The organism is Halostagnicola bangensis, assembly GCF_054653435.1.
This window is the reverse complement of record NZ_BAAIGG010000002.1, coordinates 2,347,556-2,361,606: the sequence shown is the minus strand read 5'-3', so window position 1 is coordinate 2,361,606 and position 14,051 is coordinate 2,347,556. Positions and strand designations below refer to the sequence as shown.

The following is a 14,051-nucleotide window of genomic DNA, read 5'->3' as shown; positions in this document are numbered from 1 at the left end:
TCAGTATGAAGATCCGCCAGAACGCCCGTCACTTCGCCTCGAGAAAAGCCCTCGAGACGCCCGTCGTCCGATCGGTCGCCAAATCGGGTCTCGTCCGAATGCACACGAAAATATTCATGAAGAAAGCCGATCCCGCACACGCTGAGGAGCGCAAGCCGCGACTCGACGCCTTCTTCGACGCGACGATGGATACCTACCTCGCGGCGCTTCAGGAGGGGTTCTCGGAAGCCGAGGCGCGCGAAATCACACACATTCAGTCGAATTTCGACTTCTACAACCACGGCTGGACGGAGATGATGGAATTTCCCGGCGACGAACTCGAGGACCACTACGATCGATACGCCGACTTCTTCGAGACGTGGGGGATCACCATCGACGACCCGCTCGGCGAGTTTGCGCCGGCCGGCGGCCTCCCCGAAGCGGCCTCGACACCGGAGCGACTCGAGGATCCCGATCACCCGCATGCAGAAGGTGGGTTCGCAGACGACGTCTACGTCGAAACCGAGGACGGCGAACTGATCATCGGCGGGCAAGACGAACCCGACGACGAAATCGACGTCTCGAGCGCGGTCGGCGTCGACGCCGCATCCACACCAGATGAGACCGCCGAAGACGAATCAGTCGATCGGTCCTGAACGGACCGTTTCGTTCTCGAAACCGCTTCAGTCCCGCGGTTGTCGCCGCCTACTTCAGAGATGATGACGCTAACCGAGCCATAACAATAGCGTCCGTTGATAGTTTCGACGGCATGGACAGGCGCGCATATCTGGCTATGACGGCGACTGCGGCGACGACGATATGTCTCGCGGGCTGTTCGGGATCCGCACCCAGCGAATCGAACGGCTCGAGCAATCCTTCCGAAGACGAATCATATGAAGACGACAGCGAAGTGGTCCCCGCTTCGGGCGTCGTCGAACCCGGGTCCGAAGACGACTTCGAGGACCTCTCGAACTGGAACGAAGGCGCGGGGTCGCTTTCTGCGGACGGCGATCGGTCGCTCATCGGCTCCCAGAGCGCTCGACTCGAGGTCGGGTCGTCGACCTCGACCGGACGAGTTTCGAAGACGTTCGACGAACCGATCGACGTCTCGAACGTCGTTCCGGGCGTCGCGGTCACCGCCGAGTCGATCGTTTCGCCCTGGATCAGGCTGCTGGACGAAGACGGGAATCGGATCGACTACCGACGGACGGTAAGCGGCGATATTCCGTTCATGCGGTACAATTTCGGTATCAACGAACTCGACGACAAGTTCGACGAAACCGCGGTGACGGAGGTCCAACTACAGCTCTGGACGCCGGACGAGACCGCCCGGACGGTCTGGTTCGACGACCTCCACTTCGTTCCGCGTCCCGAAACCGGGAAGGTGATGATCCAGTTCGACGACACCCACGTCACCGACCACACCGAGGCCCTGCCGCTTCTCGAGGACTACGGCTACGAGGCGGTCACGTTCATCAATCCCGACTACGTCGGCCGGAACGGGACCGACTATCCCCGCCTCAGCGAATCGCAACTCGCTGACCTCCACGACGCCGGGTGGTGTCTGAGCAATCACACGGTGACCCACGCGAACCTGCCGGATCTGGACCGCGACGAACAGGAAGCCGAGATCCGCGAGGGAAAGGAGTGGCTCGAGGAACGAGGCTACGACGAGGGTGCCAGATACTTCGCGTACCCCTTCGGCGACTTCGACGCGACCACGGTCGAACTCGTCGACGAGTATCACGAAATCGGGTTCGGCGGGGGACACCCCGTGCAGGGATACACCTCGAACACCGCGCTGGCCTCCCGCATCAGCGAACCGGGCAGGGAACGCGCGGAACTCGAGTTCGAACGAACCGCACGGATGCCGGGGATTACGAGCGTCTTCTATCACGAACTCGAAGACGAGTTGCTCACCGACTTCGAGGACATGCTCGAGGTTCTCCACGAGTACGAATCTGCCGGCGAGATCGATGTGATCCTCCCGCAGGATCTCGAGCAGGAACTGCTGTTCTGAGACGGTCTGCTGTAACGATTTACCGGCGCAACCGCAAGCTGGCCTGCGGTTGCGCCGGCAATGACTTACAGCAGTTCGTATGAGACGGTACCGTTCGGGGATCGGCTTGCTCCGAAGGGGTCGAGCGAGGTGAGTCGGCAAACAACCGGCGAGATGTGCCGGCTGATCGGCGGGCTTTCCAAGGGGATAAGTACACCCGACGATGCGTTTTCGGTACTCACTACTGTCGCTATGGCTCTCAATGCGAACGATAAATCGATCGCGAACTTCACGATGGCCGGCCACGCGCTGGTCCACTGGTTCGAGACGTCGATCCCGATCTTTCTCGTGGTCTGGCTCGCCGAGTTCGACGTGAGCGTTGCACTGATCGGCATTATCGTCGCGCTCGGCTACGCGCCGTTCGGTATCGGCGCGCTCCCGGGCGGTATTCTGGCGGACAAGTACGGAACGAAGCGACTCATTTTGCTCTGTCTGCTCGGGATGAGTCTCTCCTTCGTCGTGCTTGCCGGCGCGACGTTCGTCGACTCGATCTACGCAATCGCAGTCGGATTGGTCCTCTGGGGGATCGCCGCGAGCATCTACCACCCCGCCGGCCTGGCGCTCATCAGCACCGGCGTCGAGGATCGCGGAACCGTCTTCGCCTGGCACGGCATCGCCGGCAACGTCGGCATCGCGCTCGGTCCGTTCGTCGCCGCCACGCTCCTGATCTTCCTCGACTGGCACGTCGTCGCCGCGATACTCGCCGTCCCCGGCTTCTTCGCGACCGCGTACGGACTACAAGCGAACTTCGATCCCGTCGCCGCCGTCGACGAGGACGTCGATGCCGGGCCGAACGAAGCGCTCTCGCTTCCGGAACTGGTCTCGAGTTCTCGAGCCCTCTTCGCGAGCGCGTTCGCGATCATCTTCGTCATCGTCACCTTCGAAGGGCTGTACTACCGCGGAATGCTTACCTACCTGCCAGAAATCCTCCACGGATTGCCAGCGATCGAAGGGATTGAAATCGTGCCGGCGTTGGAGCAGTACGATATCGATCCGGAGTTCTACATCTACGTCGGCCTGCTGGTCGTCGGGATGGCCGGCCAGTACGTCGCCGGAAAGCTCATCAGTCGCGTCTCGCCGGCGCGGGGATTGGCTGGCATCTTCGCGATCCTCACCGCGCTCGCGCTCGCGTTCGTTCCGGTGACGGAAATGGGGCTGGGTGCCATCGTCGTCCTCTGTGGGGTCTTCGGGTTTTTCCTCTTCGCGATTCAGCCGTTCTACCAGAACGCCGTCGCCGTCTACACGGACGCCGATAGCCGCGGATTGTCCTACGGCTACACCTACCTCGGCGAGTTCGGCCTCGGCTCGGCGAGCATCGCGCTCGGCGGGTTCTTCCTCGGCGTTTCGAACGCGACCTTCTTCGCCATGATCGCAACGTTCTCGCTCGTCGGCGCAGGACTCGCCACCGGACTGCTGTTCGGGCTCGATCGACTCTACACCGGCGAATCAGCGGTCTCCGGACAGGGAACGGACGACTGAGCGCGAGACCAATCTCAAGGCTCGAACCCGCCCTCGGGTCCGGCTTTGAACGCGAGTTTCGCTTCGGCTTCGTTCGCTACCTTTTTGGCCGCACTCTGGGAATGAATCGACATGCTCACCGTGCGGGCACCTGCGACGAGCGCGAATCTCGGGAGTGGCTTCGATGTCTTCGGCGTCGCTCTCGAGACGCCCGCCGACATCGTCCGCGTCGAACGGGCCCAGGAAACGACGATCACAGTGACGGGCGCGGGAAGCGATTTCATTCCCGAAGACCCCGAAGGGAACACCGTCGGTGCGGTCGCGAAGGCACTCGACGCACCGGCACACATCAAAATCGACAAGGGGGTTCGCCCGGCCTCGGGTCTGGGCTCTTCGGCCTCGAGCGCCGCGGCGGCCGCCGTCGCGTTGAACGCCCTCTACGACAGAGGATACTCGCGCGAGGAACTCGTCCCGATCGCCGCAGAAGGCGAAGCGCTGGTCTCGGGCGAAGCGCATTCGGACAACGTCGCCCCATCGCTTTTGGGCGGCTTTACTATCGTCACCGACAGCGGCGTCACGCAGGTTGATACCTCGGTGCCGCTGGTGGCCTGCCTCCCCGAAACCGCCGTCTCGACGCGAGACGCCCGCGGGGTCGTTCCCGACGACGCCGCCCTCGAGAACGTCGTCTCGACTGTCGGCAACGCCGCGACGCTGGCCGTCGGAATGACGCGTAACGACCCCGAACTCGTCGGCCGCGGTATGGACGACGGGATCGTCACCCCCGAACGCGCCGCGCTCATCGACGGCTACGACGACGTTCGCGAAGCCGCCCTCGAGACGGGTGCGACCGGCGTCACCGTCAGCGGAGCCGGGCCGGGAATCCTCGCCGTCTGCGGTCGAAATAATCGACGCAACGTCGCCGGCGCGATGATCGACGCGTTCGACGACAACGACATCGAAAGTCGGGCCTATCAGACGCAGGTCGGCTCGGGCGCGACGCTGTATCGCGATTGACCGCCTCGAGCGAACGAGTTCCAGACAGGCAAGAATCGACGCGCTGCTTGCCGTCTGCGCGCTCGCGGCTTTCTGTCTCGCGTTCGTCTTCATCGAGACGTCGGTTTCGATCCCGTTTTTCGTTCTCGGTAGCTTCGCCACCTTCGCGTTCGAACTGGTGGCGACTCGAGACACCGAGACGGTGCGAGCGTACTGGGAACGGCCGGAAGCTGCGAGGTCCGCAGGACCTCGAGGCGGAGTGCGGCTCGAGCGTTGTGGGTGTCGGGGCTGATCGCCCCTTGAGGGTTCTCTCCGCCGAGATCGGGGCCCTGGTGACGTCTGTACTGTTGCTCGGAACCGTCGTTATCGTCCGCAACGTACCCTAAAACGCATCCGTCAACGTGGGGACCGGTGATGTCGAGGTTACGATCGTCCTTGCACTTAGATGACAGTAATAGCAACAGGGATAGTGTATTACATCTTACCGAACGCCGATGTACTCACACGTATCACTCGCCGTAAGAGACGTTGAACAGGCGCGATCGTTTTACGATGCCGTTCTCGATCCGCTGGACTATCCGCGATTCAAGGAGTGGGACTGGGAGGGCGGGAGCGGCTACCGTTCACAGAAAGCGGAGAGTTTCTGGATTCGAGCGGACGACGACGCACAACCACCGTCGTCTCGACAACACGTGGCCTTCGCCTCCCCAACGCGGGACGCCGTCGACGAATTCCACGAACAAGCGCTCGAGCAAGGCGGCGAGAGCGACGGAGCGCCGGGGCTTCGACCCGAGTACGGAGAACACTACTACGCCGCATACGTCGTCGATCCGGACGGAAACCGGATCGAAGCCGTCTACGATTTGCCCGACTGACACGAACGCTTGACGGCCGAAAGTTTGTGCGACCGGTTCTCGAGACGACGATATCGCGGAGGGCGACCTCGGTCGGCTGTTCACTCGGCAATCAGAATCAGTTAGTCGAGGACGGGTCGTGAAGTACCGTCGCTTCGAACCCCTCGAGTCGATCTATCCGCGTGAAGTACCACGGGTCCGGTGACCCGTGGAACTCTCGTTGCTTTTTCTTTAGACGCCCCGACCCTGCATCTGCTCGTCCTCGGGGAGGTCGACGTTCGCGTCGCCTTTCATGCTCTTGCCGAGGTTCTTCGAGATGTCCGCGAGCGTCTCGGGGTCGTCCCAGTTGTTCGTCGCTTCGACGATCGCTTCGGCCATCTCGGGCGGGTTCTCCGCGCCGAAAATGCCGCTGCCGACGAAGATGCCGTCGCACTCGTGGTGCATCATAAGCGCGGCGTCGGCGGGCGTCGCGATGCCGCCTGCGGCGAAGTTGACGACCGGCAGGCGACCCATCTCCGCGGTTTCGTGGACGAGTTCGGCGGGCGCTTCGATCTCTCGAGCGAAGGCTTCGCGTTCCTCGTGGGTCATCCCCTCGATCTTGCGAATCTCGCCTTTGATCGTCCGCTGGTGGTAGACCGCCTGGTTGACGTCGCCGGTTCCGGCTTCGCCTTTGGTTCGAATCATCGCCGCTCCCTCGCCGATCCGTCGGAGGGCTTCGCCGAGGTTGCGCGCGCCACAGACGAACGGAGCCGTAAAGTCGCGCTTGTCGATGTGGTAGTCGTTGTCCGCGGGGGTGAGCACCTCGCTCTCGTCAATCATGTCGACGCCGACGGTCTCGAGAATCTGCGCTTCTTTCGTGTGGCCGATACGGGATTTGCCCATGACGGGGATCGAAACTTCGTTGACGATTTCTTCGACATCGGCTGGGTCGGCCATCCGGGCGACGCCGCCGCGCTTTCGGATATCCGCGGGGACGGCCTCGAGCGACATCACGGCCACCGCACCGGCTTCCTCGGCGATCCGGGCCTGTTCGGGATTAACGACGTCCATGATGACGCCGCCCTTTTGCATCCGGGCGAATCCTCGCTTGATGAGGTCCGTTCCGCGTCGTAGTTCCTCGAGATCGGTCTTCTCGGTCATAGTATGGCGTTTGAACGCACCGCACTTACGCGTGTCCTTTGACCAACGAAGATCAACTGTCCGACACCATGTTATTATTACTAACCCATATATTACCTTGGTATTTTCATTTAATAATAACTTACATAGTGTACCTCAATAGAAACATTTAATGGTAATTACCATATCATCCTACATGAATGTCACAGAAAAACAGTAATTCAAGTCGAATAGATCGAAGAAGTCTCCTTCAAGCAGTAGGTACAGCAGGGGTTATGGGTGTCACAGGCCTTGGCGCAACGAATACTGTCTCGGCTTCGGAGCAGTCCGAAGTGTTCGATATTACATCCAGGGAAGCAACTACGAAAGATTACGAGAATTTGGAACAACACCCAGATACGAGCAACCTGTTGGAGTCGATTACTGACCGAGGCTTCACTGTTGGCTTCGAACATGCACAAGCAGCGGATGTGGAGGCAATTGAAGCCTTCCATCAGAATTCGAAGAGAAAGAGGTGACTGCAAGTGAATTTAATGATATTAACCCACGTGTTCTGTTCATTCCTTGTGCGAAGTCGGAAACAGAATTTGGACTAATAGTTACAACTGTGGCAAATACTGAAGATGGAGACGAAGCAGCTCCCATTAATGCATTTGCAACAGTTAGCGAAGAATTTCAGTCGTCATCCGATTCAGAACAACCTTCAGAGATGAAAGTGGATACTGTAGCCTTTGAAGCGAAAGATACTGCAGAGACTTCATCGCTCCGTCCAGCAAGTACATCTCAATCAGAAGGCCGCGCTGTCCAAACAATTAGTTCAACAAATAAAACGGTTACACCGCAGAATGCATCAGACAACGAGGTTAGCACGAACCAAAGTATCGGCCCGATTGGACCGCCAACATGTTTAGTTATTGTCACAGAGGCTTGTGACGAATATGGGGATTCATTGACCAGAAGACAATGTGTTAGTACCTGTGTGAGACAAGGAAGATTGAATCCGCAACTCACGGCTGCTTGTGGTGGATTTTGTCTCGTCGCTGCAGAGGTAGTCAGTAGATACGGTTGTAATGCTTCTGGTCAAGCGCTCTGCAACTCTCTCTTCGCACTTGCTGACACAATGCTCTGATAGTTCGTTTGAAATTAATATGATCTAGTTCAAGAAAGTTGAAATGCGGGCAGGTCATATCAAGTGCTGTCGGTAAAGTCCGCCAACCTGCTCAAAGACACCTTGGATATAGACTTTGGTGGGGATTAAACGAGTGAAAAATTCGATGCTCGCCTCGATCAATAAAGTTTTATTATTTTAGATTGAATACCATAATACAGATGGATGGTTTTGTAATTATCCCATCGGTGGAAACAGTTGTGTTAGGAATAATTGGAATTCTATGGGTTGGCATATTATATATGTTCATAAATTCTATCCAAAAGAAGATTCGCAGCGGTATTTTAACAATTGACTTTGTTAGACTATTATTCGCTACAGTTGTTCATCTACTTGCTGGAGGAATGATATTTGGCATTCTTTCCACAAGAGGCTTGCCAGTGATGATTTTACTAGTATCTGTGCTTGCCTGGCTTATTCTTCAAGGGCAGAAACGACGAGCTCCATGTGGGAATTCAGCTCTCGTACCAACGTCCGGTTCGCCTCCTCGATGCTGCTGCCAGTTCTATAAAGCCACTGTCCGATCTCATAGCGAACGACGCGGTGCAGACGGTGATATTCCAGGTAGTGCGTATTCCGGACGACCCCCGACCATACTGCCACCGGTGAACTGTTGAGTCAGGCCTACCACTCGACCCAACCCTGGAGAACGAGTCTTGCGCTCGAAATTCACGTCACGAGAGACAGTCGTCAACCGCTATCGTTTTGCCCCGTCCGTCCGTCGCGCCGTACGAGACGATGTCCACACCGACCCGGTTACCCGACCGAGCGCCGTTGCCCAGGTACTTCGCTCCCGTTCCGCGGGTGCTCGAGGATCTCGGATTGCGACTGGCGTGGGTCGTCGTCGCGATCAATCTCCTGGGAACCGTCTTCGGCTTCTGGTACTACAGCCCGCAGCTGTCCGAAACCGCGGCGGTCATGTGGCCGTGGGTCCCCGACAGCCCGCTCGCGACGCTGTTTATCGCGTTGGCGATCGCCTGCTGGAAACTCGGTCACGAAATCCCGTGGCTCACCGCGCTGGCCTTTTTCGGGAACATCATCCTCGGACTCTGGACGCCCTTTACCCTGATCGTCTTCGCCGACGCCTACGCCGGGCTCCACTGGGCGATGTACCAGTTCCTCTTCTGGAGTCACCTTGCGATGGTCCTCCAGGCGTTCGTCCTCCACCGGATCACCGATTTCCCGGTCTACGCGGTCGCTATTGCACTCCTCTGGTACGGCAGTAACCTCATCGTCGACTACTTCGTTCCGATCACCGGCGAACCCCACCACACGACGATTCCCGTCGCTCGAGACACCGAGATGTTCCTCGAGGCCGACGCACTCGGCGTCATCGCCGCCGGGGAGGTGACGTTCACGCTCATCGCGCTCTTTTTCGCGCTCGCTATTCGGATCAAACTGTGTGAGTCGGGGCATCTCAAACGGGATCCATCGACCTGACCGCACCCGGTTCGACCGTCAACTGCAACGGGCTCTCTGGGAGAGATCGTCGATCGCGGCGAGCTCGAGATACGGGTCGAGTTTGCTCGCCGCCGGTAGTCGCTCGACTCGTTCGGTGGCCGGGTCATATTTGACGACGTTCGCATCGACCAGTTTCGGCAAGTGATTGTGGTGGAGGCCCGTACTGATACGCTCGAGGCTGTCCGTGCGCTGGGTTCCCTCGCGAAGCTCGATCGCTTCTGCGAGCTCTTCGATTGACACCGCCCCGACCCGTCGAGAGAGATAATAAAGCACATACCGTCTCCGCTGATCGAGTAATAGGTCGAAAATCGTGTTCGTCGGAAGAGGTACATCGCCACTTCGGTGCTTGACGTCCGTGGTATCTGTCTTCATAGTGTCCTATACTCGGCCTACATGGCGGCTGGCGAGTGGTCGTCTCGAACCGACTTCAGCTGAGCACGACATGAGATTGGCGGACAATTTTATAACCTTTCCCCCGCTTCCCAATTCGGTTGAAAGTATGTCGAGCTCACCCATCAAAGTTAAACTTCTTACTCCATCTCGAAGTTTCACAAAACAGTGAGTGTGGTTCGGGTTTCGGCTCAGTGGTGTCCAGTTGCTTCGTCATCGTCTCGAGCGCTCGAGCGCTGCTCGATCAGAACGGTCCAATCGGGAACGGCGGGCGGCTCGGAAACGAACACCCAGTCTCCTTCGATAGGGACACCGTTGGCGAAGGCCTCGAGAATAAGCGCCTCGAGATCCCGCTCGAACTGGGTGATCGCCGCCGCGGTGTCTTCGTCGTGATAATTTGTTGCCATAGCGTCTATGGTGTACAACGTGGCGTACACTTCAGTGGGCTAGTCATCTGGAGGGTAAAAACTCGCCGTCACGATCAACTGACAGACGGGTCGGTTGACGAATAGCCGGCCGAACGGCGACGACCGCTTCGTACTCATTCCTCGAGTTCCTCAGTACGAACCCGATAATACGTCCCCTGATACTCGTAGATGCCATCGCTGTCGCGGCCGAAAATCGGCATCGTCCCGTGGTACTCCTCGAGACGAACGATCGAACTCTCGTATTCGTGTGCGAGCGCGATGGTATCCCGGAGCTGGGGCTGTCGAAGCAGCTGTTCGGTGATCACCGGTTCGGGTTCGACACCCTCGAGCACGTCGTTGTTGATTTCCTCGAGTTCGTACGCGCCGAGGGTGGTATACTCGTCGTCCGGGTCGCCCCGATCCGAGTGAGCGACGAGCGTCTCTCCCTCCCATTCGGTGTCGACAACGGCGTCCGTGGCAGTCAATCCGAGGGTTCGACCCTCGAGTTCGAACGTCGCCGCAAACGCGATTGCCTTGTCGTGGCCTTCGTCTTCGAACCAGCCGCGACCCCGAAACGCGTACGCGCCGGCACCGAGCCCCGCGAGGTCGATATCGGACGTTCCGCCGACCAATCCGACCGTCTCGCCGTCCTCGATCCCGTCGTTGTCGATCGTCACTGTCCAGGTGTGCGTCTCCCCGGGTTCGAGTCGCATCAACGGTTGGTTGACCGCCCGCGGGGCGACGCGGTGCCACTCGTCGTCGACGTACTTGTCGACTCGCCAATTGTAAAAGTTCGTCTCCAGTCCGACGGCGCTACCGTTGACCAGCGTGAACTCGATCTCCTCCCCTTCATCGACAGTCCGAACCGAGGGCTCGAGATGCGCGTCGTCCGCTTCGGAATCGATATCGTCGTAACAAACGACCCGATCAACGCTGTCGCCGTAATCCGGACAGGACGATGGCAGGTCGTTCGGTGGATCGGACGACTCGAGCGGGTCGTCGCCGTTTCCGGGGGATTCACCGGGACCGTTCGACAAGCCCGTCAATCCACCAGTATCTAGACATCCGGCGAGTGTCCCGGCTCCGATAACGCCGAGTACGTGTCGGCGGTTGAATCGTTCCATAGCGACAGTTCAGTCCGGCAATAAAAAACGATATCCCAAGGTGAAACGAGCGTCGCACCTTCGTTGCTACCACCGCATCTTCGTTGTCCCTGCGTTATTCGTCGTGATCGACGATGATGACCGCCGACTCCGTCTCGAGCATCTCGCCGTCGCCCGAATAGGTCCGCTTGAGGGAGACCTCGAACAGGTCGTCCTCGAGTTCCTCGCCAGCAACACGTAGTACGCCTGCGTCGTCGTCAATCTCGTACTCTCCGCTCTCGATACCCGAGTCGATATCACCGACCTTCGAACCGTATTTTGGCCCGAGCGTCGAGTAATCCAGATCGATCGAGGCGACCTCGGTCGTGATCTCGGGCTGATCGTCGAGCACCTCGAGATCGGCGACGTGCATCACGTTCTGAACTGCGTTTTCGAACCCGGAAATCGAGCCGTAGACGGCGACCGAATCGAGTTCTTCGTTGAGCGGCAACTGGCGCTCGCTCTTGTACCGCCGGAGTGCAGAGATGGCCTCCATGGCCGTCTCTCCGGCCTCGAGGTCGGCGTCATAGCCGCGCGGTTCGGGCCAGTTGCGGGTGTGTATGCTCTCGAGGTCGCCAGCGTCTGCACCGCTCGTTTCGCCGGCGTAGATCGCTTGCCAGATCTCCTCGGTTACGTGGGGAAGGATCGGTGCCCAGAGTTCGAGGAACGTTCGGTGAGCCGTTCGTAGTGCGTACTGAGTCGACGGACTGTCTTCCCGAGTCTTCGCAATCTCGAGGTAGTCGTCACAGAACGTGTTCCAGAAGAACGTCCGCAGGCGGTCGCGAGCCTTCGCGAACTCGTACTCCTCGAGGTAGCCAGTCAACTCTACGACGGCGTCGTCGAGTTCCGCGAGCATCCAGCGGTCGATCGCCTCGAGTTCGGCGGGTTCCTCGGGCTCGGCGGGTGCGAGGGTATCGACGAGTTTGGAGGCGTTCCAGAGCTTCCGAAGCAGCTTCTCGCCCGCTCGGAGGTCTTTTTCCTGATACGGGAAGTCATCGCCGACCGCGGCGTTGGCCGCCCAGAATCGGATCGCGTCGACGGGATACTCCGCGAGCACGTCGTCGGGATCGACGACGTTGCCGCGGGACTTGGACATCTTCTCTCGGTTCTCGTCCAGAACGTGGCCGTTGATCATCGTCGCGTCGAAGGGCACCTCGCCCGTGTGCTCGTAGCACTTGACGATGGTGTGGAACAGCCAAAAGGAGATTATGTCGTGGCCCTGCGGACGCAGATCGAACGGATACAGTTCGGGGTTATCCATCTCAAAGGACTCGCTTCCCTCGTCCCAGTCCCAGCCGGCGTTGATCAGCGGGGTCAGCGAGGAGGTCGCCCACGTGTCGAAGACGTCCTCTTCGGGCTCGAGCTCGTCGTTGCCACATTCAGGACAGCTGTCGACCGGCGGCTCGTCCGAGAGCGGGTCCACGGGGAGATCCGCTTTCTCCGCGACGACCTCGTGGTCACACTCCGTACAGTACCAGACCGGGAACGGGATCCCCGAGTCGCGCTGGCGGGAGATCAGCCAGTCCCACTCGAGACCCTCGATCCAGTGGCGGTACCGGGTGAACATCTTCTCTGGGTACCAGTCCATCTCCTGGCCGGCTTCGAGGTACTCCTCCTTGTGATCAAGAATCTCGACGTACCACTGTTTGGAGACGCGGTACTCGACCGGCGTGTCACAGCGTTCGTGGACGCCGATGTCGTGGACGATATCGCGGCGGTCACGGAGGTGCCCGGCGGCTTCGATGTCCTCGACGATGGCTTCTCGAGCGTCTTCGGTGGACAGCCCCTCGTAGTCGCCGGCGAGTTCGGTCATCGTCGCGGTTTCGTCGATCGCGACCCGCAGGGGCAGGTCGTGGGCCTGGTACCACTCGATGTCGTTCTGGTCGCCGAACGTACAGCACATGACGACGCCGCTTCCTTTCTCCATGTCGACGCGCTCGTCGGCGATGATCGGCACTTCGTGGCCGAAGAGCGGAACGCGGGCCGTCTCGCCGACGAGGTCCTCGTTCTCCTCGTCGTCGGGGTGGACGAACACCGAGACGCAGGCCGGGAGGAGTTCGGGTCGCGTCGTCGAGATGACGAACTCCTCGCGCGGCGCGTCCGAGCCCACGAGTTCGAAGGCGATGTCGTTGAAGTGTGCGTGGCGCTCGTCGTCTTCGGTTTCGACCTGCGAGATCGCCGTCTCGCACTCGGGACACCAGATCGCGGGCGCTTTCTTGCGGTACTCCCGATCCTTCTCGTAGAGGTCGATAAAGGAAAGCTGGGAGATGCGCTGGACGCGCGGTTCGATTGTCTTGTAGGTGTGATTCCAGTCGATCGAACAGCCCAGCGACTGCATCTGTTCGGTGAACTCCGCCTCGTACTTCTGGCAGACTTCCCGGCAGAGTTCCTGAAACTCCCGCCGCTCGTAGTCCTGGTGTCGGATATCCAGATCCGACTCGGTCAGGCGTTCGCTCGCGATCCCGTTGTCGTCGTATCCGAACGGGAACAATACCTCGCCGTCGTACATTCGACGGAATCGAGCGGCGAAGTCCTGCAGCGTCGAGCCGTAGAGGTGTCCCATGTGCAGGCTTCCCGAGACCGTCGGCGGTGGGGTATCGATGGCGTAAACGGTGTTGGGATCCCGTTTGGGGTCGCCGTCATAGGCATAAACATCCTTGTCGATCCACTGGTCCTGCCAGCGCGATTCGACCGTTTCGGGGTCGTACCCGCCCTCGAGGTCGGGATCTTCGAACGACTGCCCGGAATCGCTCCCGGGGTCGTTATCCGGCGTCTCCGTACTCATGCTCTCACCGCCCGCAATGGGCGTCGTCGATACTGTCGGTGGCGCTGTCGTCGAAATCGCAGTTGGTGTTCGAACATCGGTAATACCGGTCGTTACTCGCCTGAATCCAGTCGCGAACAATACATCCGTCGAAACGGGGTAGAGAATGGGGCCTAGGACGGCCCTACGAAAACCGATTTGGGTGGGTCTTCGAAGCTGGTGAAGCCCCTCGTTCCGGCGTCGGACATGCAGTACAA

General features: G+C 59.4%; 13 protein-coding genes. 8 read left to right on the top strand and 5 right to left on the bottom strand.

The window, feature by feature from the left end:
* Positions 1 to 5 precede the first annotated feature (5 nt).
* From ACYQ14_RS13495 to ACYQ14_RS13475, 5 genes are all read left to right on the top strand, one after another.
* Positions 6 to 635, top strand: a complete 630-nt coding sequence (locus tag ACYQ14_RS13495) for a DUF6149 family protein (protein ID WP_459888957.1) — start codon at positions 6 to 8, stop codon at positions 633 to 635.
* Between the two features lie 137 nt (positions 636 to 772).
* The gene (locus tag ACYQ14_RS13490) at positions 773 to 1,999 is read left to right on the top strand and encodes a polysaccharide deacetylase family protein (RefSeq protein ID WP_459888956.1); all 1,227 of its coding nucleotides are present in this window, start codon (positions 773 to 775) and stop codon (positions 1,997 to 1,999) included.
* 231 nt (positions 2,000 to 2,230) lie between these two features.
* Positions 2,231 to 3,517 (top strand): MFS transporter, encoded by a 1,287-nt coding sequence (locus ACYQ14_RS13485; RefSeq protein WP_283836385.1) that lies wholly within the window; start codon positions 2,231 to 2,233, stop codon positions 3,515 to 3,517.
* A 111-nt stretch (positions 3,518 to 3,628) separates the two neighbouring features.
* Entirely contained in the window at positions 3,629 to 4,510 is an 882-nt protein-coding gene (locus ACYQ14_RS13480; RefSeq protein ID WP_283836290.1) for a homoserine kinase, read from the top strand.
* A 473-nt stretch (positions 4,511 to 4,983) separates the two neighbouring features.
* Positions 4,984 to 5,364: a VOC family protein gene (locus tag ACYQ14_RS13475; protein ID WP_459888955.1), complete on the top strand. Its 381-nt coding sequence runs from the start codon at positions 4,984 to 4,986 to the stop codon at positions 5,362 to 5,364.
* Positions 5,365 to 5,574: 210 nt separating this feature from the next.
* Here ACYQ14_RS13475 and pdxS read toward each other — a convergent pair whose 3' ends face one another.
* A complete protein-coding gene (gene pdxS / locus ACYQ14_RS13470) occupies positions 5,575 to 6,483 on the bottom strand; it encodes a pyridoxal 5'-phosphate synthase lyase subunit PdxS (protein ID WP_459888954.1) in 909 nt (302 codons plus the stop codon).
* 179 nt (positions 6,484 to 6,662) lie between these two features.
* Here pdxS and ACYQ14_RS13465 point away from each other — a divergent pair, with 179 nt between their 5' ends.
* From ACYQ14_RS13465 to ACYQ14_RS13455, 3 genes are all read left to right on the top strand, one after another.
* Positions 6,663 to 6,980 carry a twin-arginine translocation signal domain-containing protein gene (locus ACYQ14_RS13465; protein ID WP_459888953.1) on the top strand — a complete coding sequence of 106 codons (318 nt, stop codon included), beginning with the start codon at positions 6,663 to 6,665 and terminating at the stop codon, positions 6,978 to 6,980.
* The gene (locus ACYQ14_RS13460) at positions 6,977 to 7,591 is read left to right on the top strand and encodes a hypothetical protein (RefSeq protein WP_459888952.1); all 615 of its coding nucleotides are present in this window, start codon (positions 6,977 to 6,979) and stop codon (positions 7,589 to 7,591) included. Before ACYQ14_RS13465 ends, ACYQ14_RS13460 begins: the two co-directional genes overlap by 4 nt.
* A 777-nt stretch (positions 7,592 to 8,368) precedes the next feature.
* Positions 8,369 to 9,070, top strand: a complete 702-nt coding sequence (locus tag ACYQ14_RS13455; protein WP_459888951.1) for a DUF1405 domain-containing protein — start codon at positions 8,369 to 8,371, stop codon at positions 9,068 to 9,070.
* Positions 9,071 to 9,088: 18 nt separating this feature from the next.
* Here ACYQ14_RS13455 and ACYQ14_RS13450 read toward each other — a convergent pair whose 3' ends face one another.
* From ACYQ14_RS13450 to ACYQ14_RS13435, 4 genes are all read right to left on the bottom strand, one after another.
* On the bottom strand, positions 9,089 to 9,463 hold the full coding sequence (locus tag ACYQ14_RS13450; RefSeq protein WP_459888950.1) for a DUF7344 domain-containing protein: 375 nt from the start codon (positions 9,461 to 9,463) through the stop codon (positions 9,089 to 9,091).
* Positions 9,464 to 9,672: 209 nt separating this feature from the next.
* Positions 9,673 to 9,888 (bottom strand): hypothetical protein, encoded by a 216-nt coding sequence (locus ACYQ14_RS13445; RefSeq protein ID WP_459888949.1) that lies wholly within the window; start codon positions 9,886 to 9,888, stop codon positions 9,673 to 9,675.
* Positions 9,889 to 10,022: 134 nt separating this feature from the next.
* A complete protein-coding gene (locus tag ACYQ14_RS13440; protein ID WP_459888948.1) occupies positions 10,023 to 11,012 on the bottom strand; it encodes an immunoglobulin-like domain-containing protein in 990 nt (329 codons plus the stop codon).
* A gap of 94 nt (positions 11,013 to 11,106) precedes the next feature.
* On the bottom strand, positions 11,107 to 13,815 hold the full coding sequence (locus ACYQ14_RS13435) for a valine--tRNA ligase (protein ID WP_459888947.1): 2,709 nt from the start codon (positions 13,813 to 13,815) through the stop codon (positions 11,107 to 11,109).
* Positions 13,816 to 14,051: the final 236 nt, after the last annotated feature.